This window comes from Butyrivibrio sp. (assembly GCF_024699075.1).
Window position 1 is genome coordinate 1 of the sequence record NZ_JAILQF010000218.1, and the last position, 13,069, is coordinate 13,069.

The following is a 13,069-nucleotide window of genomic DNA, read 5'->3' on the forward strand; positions in this document are numbered from 1 at the left end:
TCAGAATACTGGCAGAGCGAGATGAACAAGATCGATAACTGCATCAACTGCGGTGCCTGCCTTCCAAGATGTCCATATGAACTAAATATTCCAGTTCTTTTGAAAAAAAATCTTGAAGATTACAGGATGGTTCTTGCAGGAGAGCGAAAAGTTAAGTAATCATCTGACAATATAGTATATAAAATGATCAAGATAACCCATAACCTAAGAGAGTTTTAGCTTTATGCTAAAGCTCTTTTTACTTATAAAATAAATCTATTATCTTAAGATCATGCGTAGCACATCGATGCAGATTCTATCATTTTTGTGAGAACTTACATAAATTATTGAATAATTCAGATTAAAACGCTATAATGTGCAGGTATGTGTTTTATTGCTTATTTTTAGAAGATATGTAATAACATATTACAGTAGATTTATAAGCTTACATGAATGCATAAATCACAATTATATTACCGGGAGGAGTCATGGGCATTTTTGGGGGACCAAAGAAAAATAAAGAACTTGAAAGTTATCTGGCATCTTGCAGGATGTATATGGATAACAATTACAAAGATGCTGCTCAGGAGGAATTCCATAAATTCAAAAACAGGTTTAAAGAACTTGAGGAATACGAATATCTTTCCGAAAAACAGCTCGAATATTATGATGATGTCTACAGTATGATGGCTGAGAAAATGAAAGGCTATGGCCATGTTCAGATAAGAAGAGATAAACAGGCTTTAAAGAACAAAACAAGACGATAACTTACAGACTAAAGATCCGCGGCATATGTTGCGGATCTATATTTTTATCCTCAAACTTCGCACATATGCCGACCGGATTGTTCCGTTTCTACGATGCTTCCATAATCCTCATATCATATTATAAATAGAAGAATAGTAGTTGATTATTAGCCAAATATACTTGTACTAATGTAAATATTTAGCTATAATCTTATGGGTTTAGAAATTTATAAATATTACGGAGGAGAATTTAAAATGGGTTTTGAAAACGTATGTAAATCACTCAATTATTATTTCAGTAATCATAAGGTATATAGCATTTTACAACCATTTGCACTTCCTGCAACTTTTGTTTGTGGATTACTTATGGTTATTGAAAGCTTTCCAGGTGTTTCTTTAGGCTTATTTAGTACAATTTTATATGTCTTATTCTACTTTTTCTTTATAATGCTTCTTGGATCAGAAAACTTTGTAATTATAGCTGCAGCAATGGGACTTAGAACAGCAGCTTCACTTATTTCAGAGCTTGTAGATATCTTTAAATATAAGTTTTTTAGCTGGCCTATGCTTATATATATCCTTGTATTTGGATATTTTACATATGCTGCTTATATGAAATCTTTAAAAACAAGCAAATAATCAACTGACAATATAGCATATTAGACTACTATATTAAGTGAATATATTTATTTAAAAGCAGTAAAAAAAGAGTTTTAGCTTTGGCTAAAGCTCTTTTTTATTTTAATTCCTGGTTGTTCGTTCCGGGTGGAGATGCCGGACGAACACAGAAATTCATTTAAGGGGCGAGGTAGCGAGGTGGCGAGGTGGAGAGTTTGATATATAACTATTCGCAAAACGCGAGTTTTACGAATAGTTAACAATAAAAAACGCCATCCACTCAAAATATTCACGTTCCGCATGTTTACTGGCTTTGAGCATCGTGTGCCTATCTTGGGCCAATTAGTTGAAAGGCTTAAATATTTTTATCAGGCTTATCTCTCCTTATTTTTTTAATTAACAATCCGAAATACTATAATGACAAAGTCTTTTTTAAGAGTTTTACTTTTAACTCCCTGCTTTTAAAAATAGATATTACTTGGTGTTTTATCTTACATCCATCTTAAATATATACAGCATAAAGAAAGATGCAGGTAAATTGATGACTATAAGTAGAAAGATAAAAAACTTCTTAATACCGGATACAAATGAAGAAATCAATGACTTCTTTGATATGAGCAATATGTCAGCAGTCAGAACGATCTGTATATTTGCTGCAATTATTGAATCTCTTTCAATGCTTAATTACCTAATACAGTATTACAATAACCTGATATTCAATATGACTTCTTTGGTCACAATGCTGGTTATTATTGCAAGTTCTGTACTTGCCTATTTATCAACTCTTTTCCTGAAAGGCAAAATAAGTGGTCACCATACAGCTTTAATAATCTCGTTTATATGTACTCTTGTAATATCTTTATTTGGCCTGTACGTGTCTTACATGAATTACAAGCTCAAAAGACAGATAATCATATTCTTTGTTGTAAACCTTTGTATAGTGTGCTTCATACAGATTGTGCCTTTATTCAATATGCTTTATCTTGTTCTGGAACATGCAATCTTCTATTATCTATTGTATAGTTATGACGGCGCAAGAGGCATCATCACATTAAACGCGATCACTTATCTTCTGGTTTTACTTATAATAAACGGTGCCTGCTATCATAGGATGTATAAATTTGTAATCTCTATTAATGAAGCCAAGATCCTTGCTGAAGATATCTATATGCACTCAGCCCAGGATACTCTGACAGGGCTTTTGAACAGGTATAAGATAGATTCTATTCTGGTCAAAAAAGGCGTCATATATCAGGTCGCAATAATTGAGATCGATCAGTTTAAATCATTCAACAACAAGTACGGACATCTTAAAGGTGATGAAGTCCTTAAGTTAACTGCATCAGGTCTTCTGGATGTGTTCAGAAAAAAAGACTGTTACCGTTATGGCAGCGATGAATTTCTTGTCCTTACAACCATTCATAATGAAGATGATTTTAGGGACAGGCTTGCTATTTGGGAAAATAAACTCTCAGAAGTCCTGATAAAGGGCGTCGAAGATTCTATACACGTAAGTTATGGCGTTTCATCAGGAGTTGTCAGAAATAAGGAAGATGTATTCGTTCTGATAAAAGAAGCTGAAGATAATCTTAATAACATTAAATCTGTGAGAAATCGTCTGAATTAAACCCATTCCCTATATTAAGCAAACTCCTCAGTAATCCAATTACCGAGGAGTTTTTATAATTCTCATTTATTTTATTAACTTATTTTAAAACTCTGGCAACAATTCTTTCGAATGCTCCGATATTTATCGGTTTGGAAACATGCGCATTCATTCCTGCATCAAGTGACTTTTGAGCATCTTCATCAAAAGCATTGGCAGTCATTGCTATGATCGGTATTGTTGCACCATCTTTGCGTTCGCTATTTCTTATAAGCTTAGTTGCCTGATATCCGTCAAGTTCAGGCATCATGACATCCATTAAAATCATGTCATAGGTGTTCTCAGGGTCTTCTAAAAATCTATCGACTACTCTTCTGCCGTCTGGCTCGATTACTATCCTGGCGCCTCTTGATTCAAGTACTTCTGTAAGAATCTCGCTATTAAGCACATTATCTTCGGCAGCAAGAATACTAAGCCCTTTAAATACGTCCTTTACATTAAGGTTTTCCTGGCAATCAGTTTGAGGAAATTCACATGAAAGTTCCTTATCAAGCATCAAAGGAATTGTAAATGTAAATGTAGTGCCTTCCATGATCTTACTTTTAAACTTAATATTACCACCCATTATTTCAACTAAATTCTTGATAAGAGAAAGCCCAAGCCCTGTTCCACCCGGATCCTGAATACCGCTCCTGTACTCTCTTTTAAATGGTGTAAAAAGAGTCTGCTGAAACTCTTCAGACATTCCGCGTCCATTATCCTTGATAACAAACGTAACATTATCGTACTGTTTGCCCTGGGAAAGACTGTCTTTTACTATAACTTCAATCACACCGCCTTCATCTGTATATTTATATGAATTAGAGATAATATTCAAAAGAATCTGCTGCAGATAATTCTCATCTGCACAGAAGTTTTTGTATTTGAGATCATCCATATTGAATATATAAGTCTGATTTTTGGCTTCCATTAAAGGCTTCATGATCTCATTTACATTATTTATGCATTCTTCTATATCAAATGGTACATTGTTTAAATGAACTGAGCCGGATTCAACCTTGCTCATATCAAGGACATCATTAATAACCCCGATCATATAGTTACTGGCTTTAAGTATCTTGTCAGCCTGATCGTGTACTTTTTGAGGGTTATCAGTATTTTCCTTTATAAGAGCTGCAAATCCTACAATTGCATTCATAGGAGTACGAATATCATGTGACATTCGTGAGATATATTCGTTTTTGTTGCGAATAGACTGGTCGATATCATCTATTCTATTCTTGAGCTCAAGACTTTCTTTGTGATCATCATCTATACTTTTAGTAATATCAATACAACAAACAAGAACCTGACTTTTGGCATCATCAAGCCAGGTAAACTTGACCTGCTTTTTACAGATATTATTAACCTCAGGGTTTTTAATATAATATGAAAAAATAACCTCAGCATCTTTATTTAGCTTGTCTATAATATTATCAAAGTCAAAGCTGGTCTTAAATTTCTCTTTATCAGCTTTATTATTTATATATTCAGATATTACATTAATATAATCCGAATAACTGATAGACCGGTTTTCATCAGAAGTTTTCTGCGTTTTAGAGATCCAGGCTCCTTCCTGCAAAGCAATGAAGGCAGTTTTAGGGTCTAAAAGCGCTATATAATCAATATTATCGAGGACAGCTTTATTTATGATCGTATATGTCTTATCGGTAATATTACTCACATTAAACTCCTTTAACTAAAGCATAAATTTATATGACAGCATAAACAAATCCAATGTTAAACTCGCAAACGCTTCGCTTTTTGCTCGTTATAAAATCGCTGCTAACGCAGCTCTACTGGTACGGGGCTTATAACCCCGCACCAGAAATCAAGATCTTCCCACCACCTAAAGGTGGTGAGTTATCTTGATCATTTTATATATTAGTACCTTATTATATATCGGCATATTTTAGTTTTTTTACAACTTACTTAATGTGATAAAATAAATATAGAATTCAACTACGTTCCATATAAGGCATGACTAAGTCTTTTGGGAATCTAATATCCAGTAGGGGGAAACATGCAGAATAATATCTCTTCAGATAATCAGAAATATTACCAGGAAATGGATAAAGAAAATATACAGAAATTCAGGGAGGTACTTGCTACTCTTCCGGAATTCTGCAAGTCATATTTTAGATCCATAGCTGAAAATACAGCTGTAAGGACAAGGCTTGGTTATGCCTATGACCTAAGGATCTTTTTTGAATTCCTGCACGAAACAAACTCTTCTCTTAACAAAATCGATATCAAAGACTTCAAGATTGAGATCCTTGATATGATCACAAGAGATGACCTTGAAGAATACCTTGAATATGTAAGCTTATATGACAAGGATGGCAAGGAATTTACTAATTCAGAGAATGGTAAAAAAAGGAAAATAGCTGCCATAAGATCCATGTACAACTATTTCTTTAAAACCGACAGAATTAAGACCAATGCTCCTTCTAAGATCAATACTCCAAAGCTTCACGAAAAAGCCATAATAAGGCTTGAAGCCAATGAAGTAAGTCAGATGCTTGATATTGTCGAAGATGGCAATAAACTTACCAAGACTCAGAAGAAGTTTCATGATAAGACCAAGGTACGTGATACAGCTATAGTTACACTTCTTCTTGGGACAGGTATTCGTGTATCCGAGTGCGTAGGCCTTGATATTGAAGATATAGATTTTAATACTAATGGTATAAGAATTCACCGTAAAGGTGGTAACGAATCAATCGTATATTTTGGTGAAGAGGTTGAGGAAGCGCTTAAAGCATATCTGTCTCAGAGAAATCTTATAGTTGCCAATACAGGTCATGAAGAGGCTTTGTTCTTATCCCTACAGAACCGCAGAATAACTGTAAGAGCTGTTGAAAATCTTGTCAAAAAATATGCTTCCGGCGTTACTACTCTTAAGAAGATCACACCTCATAAGCTCCGCAGTACTTTTGGTACGAATCTCTATAATGAAACAGGTGACATATACCTTGTAGCTGATGTCCTGGGCCATAAGGACGTTAACACAACACGTAAGCATTATGCAGCACAAAGTGATGCCAATAGAAGGCATGCAGCTAAAATGGTCCATCTTCGCGATAATGAAGAAGATACCAATGAAGGTGATGATGATTTATTATTCTGATCATCAATAAAACGAGCTTTTATTAGGATCTTGATCGTTATACTTATAACGGCTTTATTTTTCATATTCTTATTCCGAAATAATTTATAAGTGATTCTATCTAATTATGAGGTGATAAGTCTATGAGTATATTTTTTTATCGTAAGTATAAAGCGATCGATACTTCTAAAAAAGATTTTCTTAGAGAGTCTCTTGATTTTATAAGACTTACACTTAAAGACAATAATATCAGTAAAAAGCTTATTATAAAAACTGAGCTTCTTGCTGAAGAAGTTATTATGAGCTTTACAGAGCACTCTTTAAGTAAAGATCTTATTATAACAACGAAACATATGTTAGGAGAAACCAGTGTTTCTATTAGTATGCCTGGTGAGGAATTTGAAATTTTTAGTAATGATACTATGACCTTTGAAAGTAATGAAGAAGTTTCAGGCGAAGCAGTCAGATCTATTCTTTTAAAATCATACGGAGAAAGTTTCAAATACAATAACAAGAAAAATGTTAACAATGTTCGTATAATTACAGATAATAATCAAAAATCAATTTATGTAACTTTTCTTGCTCTATTTCTTGGAATTATCATGGGGCTTATTGCAAAGCTTCTTTTCCCTCAGTTTCTTACAGATGGAATAAGCTACTACTGTTTAGAACCGGTAAAAACAATCTTCATGAATTCATTGAAGATTGTAATTGCACCTGTTGTCTTCTTCTCAATAGTATCATGTATCTCGCAGTTTGGCAGTATCTCAGAGCTTGGAAAGCTTGGTGCCAAAGTCATGGGAATGTATTTAGTCACAACAGTGATTGCCGTTATTATATCAATAATCTGTACAAAGCTTATACAGCCAGGAGCGTTTGGATTTGCTCTTAGCGGGCAGCAGGATTTAGGTGTTGTAGAAGTTCAGGAAGTAGAAACTTCGCTTCTTACTACCATCGTTAATATTGTTCCGTCTAATTTTATAAAACCTTTCTTCGAATCTGATACCCTTCAGCTTATCTTTCTCGCAATCTTATGTGGAATTGCTGTAGGTATGATAGGCGAATATACTGCAATTTTAAAAGAACTTTTTGAAGCGCTGAATACTCTTTTCCTAAAGATAACATCAATTATTACTGGTTTCATTCCTGTTGCGGTATTTTGTTCAGTTACACTTATGATAATCAATATGGATAACAAGTCCATTACTTCAATAATTGGATACATGGCACAACAGACAATATCTATTATAGTTATGATGATGATATATGGGCTTCTTGTAGCTGTAATTGGAAGGCTGAATCCTTTGAAATTTTACTCAAAAGCCAAAGAAGGAATGCTTACAAGCTTTACTCTATCTTCAAGCTCAGCTGCTATGCCAACTAACATGCGTGTATGTATAAATAAACTTGGTATATCTCCTAAGGTATGTAGTTTTTCGATACCTTTAGGTGCAACAGTAAATATGGATGGTACTTGTATCTACCTGACGATTGCAGCAATGTTCCTTGCAAGAGCCTTTGGCGTTGATATTACATCTGCACAGATGCAAACACTATTCTTAACTATAGTCCTTTTATCACTTGGAGCTCCCGGTGTTCCCGGATCGGCCATTGTTTGTCTTGGTATAGTGCTTAAAACAATCAACGTACCAATTGATGCAATAAGTCTTATACTTCCTGTATATCCTCTTATGGATATGATGGATACAATGTCCAATACAACAGGCGATATGGCAACTGCACTTATTGTTGCCAGAAATGAAAATTTGTTGGATCTTGAAAAATATAACTCATGAAAAAAAGACTTTCATCTAAGCAGAATTCCTGCCAGGATGAAAGTCCTTTTTTATATTAAAGTTCTGAGCTTTCGATCTGCTGTCCGTCTCTCCAGATTCTCTCAAGATCGTAGAATTTTCTGTTCTCCTCATCGAAGATATGAACGATGATATCGCCGTAGTCCATAAGGATCCACTTAGCGCCTTCGTAGCCTTCGATATCCTTAGGCTCAAATCCTGCTCTTCCAAGAGCTTCATCTACGTGATCTCCAAGAGCTTTGACCTGCTTATTGCTTGATCCGCTGGCAATGATGAAAAGATCAGCCATAACTGAAACTTCACTTATATCAAGGACTCTTACATCTACTGCTTTTGTATCTTCAAGTGCTTTGATGGCAAGCTTTGCCATTTCTTTTGACTTATCTGCTATATTACTCAAATTTATGTACCTTTCTTTTTATGAATTGTTAGTAGTTACTTTAAAAGTATCTTATAGTTTTATTTAAGCCTATCTGTTATTAAGAATAAGAACTAAAGCTACTTTTTATTTATGCTGGTTTGAATTACTTATGCTAATTTGAATTATTTATGCTGATCTACATCTTACCTAATTTCTTCGCATAAAATTCATAAGTTCTTATTGTCATAGGATCCATTTCATCATCCTGACTTCCAAGATAATCCATGGAATTCTTTAAGATATGATATACAGCCATATCAAGGTCTGAAAGGGCTTCTTTTCTTATAATGTCCATATCCTTAAGCATTTTCCTATTAGGCTCTATAAAATCAGCTGTAAAGATGATCTTATCAAGCTTAGTCATATCAGGTCTTCCTGTTGTATGATACCTGATAGCATCAAGGATATAAGGATCATCAATGTCGTATTTGTGCTTTGCAAGGCACATTCCGGCTTTGGCATGTATGAGCTTTTGATTTCTCATCTCGATATCAGTAAGCTCTACGCCATATTTGTGACATATATCGATCTGATCACTATGAGCCATACATTTGGCACAGTCGTGAAGCATGCCTGCTGTAATAGCTTTCTCTATATCTTCATCGAACACAAATGCCATATTGGCTGCTGTATAGGCTACGCCAAGAGTGTGATCGAATCTGTCTTTTTTCAGAGCCTTCTCCATCTCAATACGATATTTCTGAGAAGCTTCTATAATCTTCATTAAAGTGTATCCTTTCAGTGAACTATATTTTCACAGGCTTTTGTATTTCTTCAGATATAATGATCTTTGAATGATCATCCGGCACTATAGATGTCAGGGAATTATCTTGTCAGGAGCTTCCATTATATCATCTTCATTATTGCCGTTTTCACTGTAAAGTCCCTTTAATGCGATATATTCAATACATGCATCTGGTAGCAGGTATTTGATAGACTTATCAGCCTTAACTCTGTCTCTTATCATGGTGGAGGATATCTCAATCCTGCCCATTCTGATAGATTCAATCCTTGCTTCCGGAACTATCTCCTTGAGCTCTTTGATACGCTTTTGAAGATTCTCTTCATCAGTGTCATCGCGAACTGCTGCAAGGAGTGTACATGCCTTTAATACTTCGTCAAATCTGACCCATTTATCAATCTGGTTAAGAGTATCGGCTCCTACTATAAAATAGAGGTCATCTCCGGGATACATTTCAGAAAGCTGTTCAAGTGTCTCTATTGTATAGGTATCACCTGGCCTATCAATCTCTATCCTGGATACCTTGAAAAAAGGATTATCTTCTGTAGCCTTCTTAACAAGCTGATATCTGATCTCCCCGCTTGGTATATCCTGTCCACGCTTAAAATATGATTCGCCGCTTGGGATGAAAATGACCCTGTCCAGTTCAAACTGCTCCCTGGCACACTCAGCAACGAATAAATGTGCGTTATGGATAGGATTAAATGTACCGCCTATTATTCCAATACGTCTTTTCTCCATTTCAGAAATTCCTTTCAAAAAAGTTTAAAGCAGATGGTGCGTAGTACATAGAAATACATGGATGTATTTCTATGTCGGTAATTACAGGACGTAACTTCGACATGCTTAGAAATACATGGATGTATTTCTATGTCGCTACTTCAATTGTAGCACAGTACAAGGATTTGGTTTATTAAGATCAGATTAATTTTTGTCAGTATTTTTGGCATATACTAAAAATATAAGTATCATTATCCAGGAATAATAATCTCAGAATTATACTATTTCCTATGAAGTGTAATCTCGGAATTATCTTATTTCCTAGGAAGTATGATCTTAGGATTATATTATTTTCTTGGAAGTATGATCTCAGGATTCTCCTGGAATCTCTTATAGAGAACTACTTTACGTCCGATAACTTCCACAAGGTCAGATCTTGTACGTTCAGCAAGCATGATTCCTGCTGTCTTAACGTCCTCAGGACAGTTTTTGAGGATTGTTATCTTTATAAGTTCTCTTGTATTAAATGCTTCAGAAACTGCTCCTATTACTTCAGGAGATACAGCACTTTTTCCAACCTGAAAAATTGGATCTGTTGTCTGAGCAAGGCTTCTCAAATAAGCTCTCTGTTTACTTGTAAACTGCATTGTATATTCCTTTCCAGCCTCTATGGCCTTCTATAAACTCTTTTTACTCTTCAAAATCGTCCACGTCAAAATCACCCTGATAGAAATCTTCATCCATATCAGGTACCTTGGTATCTGCATTTCTGTAATAATCAAATGCAAGACCGTACATACGTACTGTATCGCCTTCCTGGATTCCAAGTTCTTCAAGTCTGTCCAGAATTCCGTTTTCTGCAAGGAAGTTCTGGAAGAAAGCAAATCCTTTTTCAGAATCAAGGTTGGTATAACCAAGCATCTTTTCGATCTTAGGACCTTCAACAACGTATTCATGCTCTTTAGAGTCATATTCAACTGTAAAGGCTTCGTTGACAGTTTTAAGCTCAACCTCCGGATCATATTCCTGATCGTATGTGACAGGCTTTTCTCCAAGTTCTTCGAGGTTGGTACTTACATAGTACAAAAGCTCCTTAAGGCCCATTCCTGTGAGTGTAGAAAGAGGGAATACTTTAACACCTTTTGGCTCAAACTCAGCTTTTATCTTGTCTACAACTTCTTTTGCTTCCTCTTCTGTAAGCATATCAAGCTTATTGGCAGCAATGATCTGCTTCTTGCTTCCAAGGTCAGAGTTGTAGTTAGCAAGCTCTTTGTTGATAGCATATATATCTTCAATCGGGTCTCTGCCTTCTGTTGAAGCTGCATCGACCACATGAATGATCATTCTTGTTCTGTCTATGTGACGGAGGAACTCATGTCCAAGACCTGCACCTTCTGATGCGCCTTCTATTAGTCCCGGTATATCAGCTACTACAAATCCCTTGGCATCATTAAGATCTACGACACCGAGCATAGGTGTAAGTGTAGTAAAGTGATAGTTGGCTACCTTAGGCTTAGCATTGGATACTTTTGAAAGGAAGGTTGATTTACCAACATTAGGAAAACCTGCAAGACCAACGTCTGCAATAACCTTAAGTTCCAATATAAGCTCAAGCTCTTTAGCCGGTTGTCCTGGCTGAGCATACTTAGGAGCCTGCATGGTCGATGTGGCATAATGCATGTTACCGTTGCCACCTCGTCCGCCTTTTAATAAAACTACTCTGTGATTGTCGCCTGACATATCGGCAATGACTTTGCCGCTTGAGGCTTCTCTGATAACAGTGCCTTCAGGGACTCTTAAAACGATGTCATCGCCGGACTTACCGGTACATCTGTTCTGGCCGCCTTCTGCACCATCTACTGCCTTGTATTTACCACCATAGTGATAATCTGACAGTGTATTTAGACCGTTATCTACCTGAAAGATAACATCGCCGCCCTTACCGCCGTCTCCGCCGTTAGGACCGCCTGATGCGACAAATTTTTCTCTTCTGAATGAAACGTGGCCGTCGCCGCCTTTACCGCTTCTTACGTAAATTCTCGCCTGATCTACAAACTGAGGCATCTTATACTCCGTTTCTGACCGTCATCACAGAACTTATAAAGTTCCATTCCATCAGTCACTAAAGATCAAAAAGCTTTTAAAAACTTTTTGACGTTTTATTGTCATTAACATAAAAGGGGCTCCGAACATAGCGTCCGGAGTCCCCCATTAGTTGCTCAAAACATGTGCTAAATAATAAATTACTCAGCCTTTTCTACAGGATGAACACTTGCCTGTGTCTTGCTTCTGCCTTTGCGCTCAAATCTAAGAACGCCATCAACAAGAGCAAATAATGTATCATCAGAACCGATGCCTACATTAACACCAGGATGAATATGTGTTCCACGCTGTCTGTAAAGAATGTTTCCAGCCTTTACGAACTGACCATCAGCTCTTTTTGCTCCAAGGCGCTTTGACTCAGAATCACGACCGTTCTTGGTTGATCCTACACCTTTCTTATGAGCAAAAAATTGAAGGTTCATATTTAACATGGCCTTATACCTCCTCGAATTTAATGTTCAAAAATTCTTTCCCATACTGTTCATAGATACCATTAACGCCGAGTTCATAAGATTTCATCAAAAGAGTTGCCTCTTCGGAAATATTACCGACCTTATTCCTGAATGAACAGGTGATAATACCTTGATCTTCATCGGATGTAACATCTATCAGATCACCTGCAAAAGCTTCTATTGAATTTATAGTGTTGATAGTGAGCACTGAAAGTGCTGCGCATACAATGTCCTGGCCGTATTCGGCAAAACCTGCATGTCCGTCACACTTAAATCCCTTGTACCAGCCTTTGGAGTTCTTCTGAATTGTAATGTCTGTCATAGTATATGTCTTTCAGTATGATTATTTACTACTACTTTAGCTTCTCATTACAGAGAGATCTTGTTGATCTTAACCTGTGTGAAAGCCTGTCTGTGACCATTCTTCTTATGATATCCAGACTTTGGTTTGTACTTGTAAACAACAACCTTACGAGCACGATCCTGCTTTACAACTGTAGCCTCAACCTTAGCTGAAGCAACGTCTGAAGCAACCTTGAGCTCCTTGTCATCGTTAACAGCAATAACCTGATCGAATGTAACCTTCTCGTCAGCTGCAGCATCCAGCTTCTCAACGTTGATTACATCACCTTCGGAAACCTTGTACTGCTTACCACCTGTAACAATAATTGCGTACATAAGGCACCTCCTTCTTCAAAAAACTCGCTAACTATGGTGATG

Annotated in this window: 15 protein-coding genes; 6 read left to right on the plus strand and 9 right to left on the minus strand. The window is 36.2% G+C overall.

The features are described 5' to 3' along the window. Positions 1 to 21: 21 nt before the first annotated feature. The 4 genes from K6G87_RS19940 (at position 22) to K6G87_RS08530 (ending at position 2,970) form a co-directional block, all read left to right on the plus strand. Positions 22 to 159 (plus strand): hypothetical protein, encoded by a 138-nt coding sequence (locus K6G87_RS19940; protein WP_296835889.1) that lies wholly within the window; start codon positions 22 to 24, stop codon positions 157 to 159. A gap of 308 nt (positions 160 to 467) precedes the next feature. Beyond that, on the plus strand, positions 468 to 746 hold the full coding sequence (locus K6G87_RS08520) for a hypothetical protein (protein WP_296835862.1): 279 nt from the start codon (positions 468 to 470) through the stop codon (positions 744 to 746). A 234-nt stretch (positions 747 to 980) separates the two neighbouring features. Beyond that, on the plus strand, positions 981 to 1,364 hold the full coding sequence (locus tag K6G87_RS08525) for a hypothetical protein (protein ID WP_296835864.1): 384 nt from the start codon (positions 981 to 983) through the stop codon (positions 1,362 to 1,364). A gap of 520 nt (positions 1,365 to 1,884) precedes the next feature. Next, complete coding sequence (locus K6G87_RS08530; protein ID WP_296835867.1) at positions 1,885 to 2,970, plus strand: GGDEF domain-containing protein; 1,086 nt, start codon at positions 1,885 to 1,887, stop codon at positions 2,968 to 2,970. 79 nt (positions 2,971 to 3,049) lie between these two features. Here K6G87_RS08530 and K6G87_RS08535 read toward each other — a convergent pair whose 3' ends face one another. Beyond that, entirely contained in the window at positions 3,050 to 4,672 is a 1,623-nt protein-coding gene (locus K6G87_RS08535) for an ATP-binding response regulator (protein WP_296835869.1), read from the minus strand. Between the two features lie 339 nt (positions 4,673 to 5,011). Between K6G87_RS08535 and K6G87_RS08540 the strand changes: the two genes are divergently transcribed. After that, positions 5,012 to 6,118, plus strand: a complete 1,107-nt coding sequence (locus K6G87_RS08540; protein WP_296835872.1) for a tyrosine-type recombinase/integrase — start codon at positions 5,012 to 5,014, stop codon at positions 6,116 to 6,118. A 122-nt stretch (positions 6,119 to 6,240) separates the two neighbouring features. Beyond that, on the plus strand, positions 6,241 to 7,893 hold the full coding sequence (locus K6G87_RS08545; protein WP_296835874.1) for a dicarboxylate/amino acid:cation symporter: 1,653 nt from the start codon (positions 6,241 to 6,243) through the stop codon (positions 7,891 to 7,893). A gap of 55 nt (positions 7,894 to 7,948) precedes the next feature. On the opposite strand, the gene rsfS is transcribed toward K6G87_RS08545, so the two are convergent. The 8 genes from rsfS to rplU form a co-directional block, all read right to left on the minus strand. Continuing rightward, positions 7,949 to 8,281, minus strand: a complete 333-nt coding sequence (rsfS, locus tag K6G87_RS08550) for a ribosome silencing factor (protein ID WP_296835891.1) — start codon at positions 8,279 to 8,281, stop codon at positions 7,949 to 7,951. A gap of 187 nt (positions 8,282 to 8,468) precedes the next feature. Beyond that, the gene (yqeK, locus tag K6G87_RS08555) at positions 8,469 to 9,056 is read right to left on the minus strand and encodes a bis(5'-nucleosyl)-tetraphosphatase (symmetrical) YqeK (RefSeq protein ID WP_296835876.1); all 588 of its coding nucleotides are present in this window, start codon (positions 9,054 to 9,056) and stop codon (positions 8,469 to 8,471) included. Positions 9,057 to 9,149: 93 nt separating this feature from the next. Further along, positions 9,150 to 9,815, minus strand: coding sequence for a nicotinate-nucleotide adenylyltransferase (gene nadD, locus K6G87_RS08560; RefSeq protein WP_296835878.1), 666 nt, complete (start codon positions 9,813 to 9,815; stop codon positions 9,150 to 9,152). Positions 9,816 to 10,141: 326 nt separating this feature from the next. Continuing rightward, complete coding sequence (locus K6G87_RS08565) at positions 10,142 to 10,441, minus strand: YhbY family RNA-binding protein (RefSeq protein WP_296835880.1); 300 nt, start codon at positions 10,439 to 10,441, stop codon at positions 10,142 to 10,144. A gap of 43 nt (positions 10,442 to 10,484) precedes the next feature. Beyond that, positions 10,485 to 11,858, minus strand: a complete 1,374-nt coding sequence (gene obgE / locus K6G87_RS08570) for a GTPase ObgE (RefSeq protein WP_296835882.1) — start codon at positions 11,856 to 11,858, stop codon at positions 10,485 to 10,487. Between the two features lie 179 nt (positions 11,859 to 12,037). Continuing rightward, a complete protein-coding gene (rpmA, locus tag K6G87_RS08575; protein ID WP_022753164.1) occupies positions 12,038 to 12,328 on the minus strand; it encodes a 50S ribosomal protein L27 in 291 nt (96 codons plus the stop codon). 4 nt (positions 12,329 to 12,332) lie between these two features. Further along, positions 12,333 to 12,671, minus strand: a complete 339-nt coding sequence (locus K6G87_RS08580; RefSeq protein WP_296835886.1) for a ribosomal-processing cysteine protease Prp — start codon at positions 12,669 to 12,671, stop codon at positions 12,333 to 12,335. A 47-nt stretch (positions 12,672 to 12,718) separates the two neighbouring features. Next, positions 12,719 to 13,027 (minus strand): 50S ribosomal protein L21, encoded by a 309-nt coding sequence (gene rplU / locus K6G87_RS08585; RefSeq protein WP_073387845.1) that lies wholly within the window; start codon positions 13,025 to 13,027, stop codon positions 12,719 to 12,721. Positions 13,028 to 13,069 lie beyond the last annotated feature (42 nt).

Excerpts from the sequence above, each read along its gene's own strand:
- K6G87_RS19940 (WP_296835889.1), top strand. The coding sequence starts at position 22 with ATGAACAAGATCGATAACTGCATCAACTGCGGTGCCTGCCTTCCAAGA.
- K6G87_RS08520 (WP_296835862.1), top strand. The coding sequence starts at position 468 with ATGGGCATTTTTGGGGGACCAAAGAAAAATAAAGAACTTGAAAGTTAT.
- K6G87_RS08525 (WP_296835864.1), top strand. The coding sequence starts at position 981 with ATGGGTTTTGAAAACGTATGTAAATCACTCAATTATTATTTCAGTAAT.
- K6G87_RS08530 (WP_296835867.1), top strand. The coding sequence starts at position 1,885 with ATGACTATAAGTAGAAAGATAAAAAACTTCTTAATACCGGATACAAAT.
- K6G87_RS08540 (WP_296835872.1), top strand. The coding sequence starts at position 5,012 with ATGCAGAATAATATCTCTTCAGATAATCAGAAATATTACCAGGAAATG.
- K6G87_RS08545 (WP_296835874.1), top strand. The coding sequence starts at position 6,241 with ATGAGTATATTTTTTTATCGTAAGTATAAAGCGATCGATACTTCTAAA.
- rsfS (WP_296835891.1), bottom strand. The coding sequence starts at position 8,281 with ATGGCAAAGCTTGCCATCAAAGCACTTGAAGATACAAAAGCAGTAGAT.
- yqeK (WP_296835876.1), bottom strand. The coding sequence starts at position 9,056 with ATGAAGATTATAGAAGCTTCTCAGAAATATCGTATTGAGATGGAGAAG.
- nadD (WP_296835878.1), bottom strand. The coding sequence starts at position 9,815 with ATGGAGAAAAGACGTATTGGAATAATAGGCGGTACATTTAATCCTATC.
- K6G87_RS08565 (WP_296835880.1), bottom strand. The coding sequence starts at position 10,441 with ATGCAGTTTACAAGTAAACAGAGAGCTTATTTGAGAAGCCTTGCTCAG.
- obgE (WP_296835882.1), bottom strand. The coding sequence starts at position 11,858 with ATGCCTCAGTTTGTAGATCAGGCGAGAATTTACGTAAGAAGCGGTAAA.
- rpmA (WP_022753164.1), bottom strand. The coding sequence starts at position 12,328 with ATGTTAAATATGAACCTTCAATTTTTTGCTCATAAGAAAGGTGTAGGA.
- K6G87_RS08580 (WP_296835886.1), bottom strand. The coding sequence starts at position 12,671 with ATGACAGACATTACAATTCAGAAGAACTCCAAAGGCTGGTACAAGGGA.
- rplU (WP_073387845.1), bottom strand. The coding sequence starts at position 13,027 with ATGTACGCAATTATTGTTACAGGTGGTAAGCAGTACAAGGTTTCCGAA.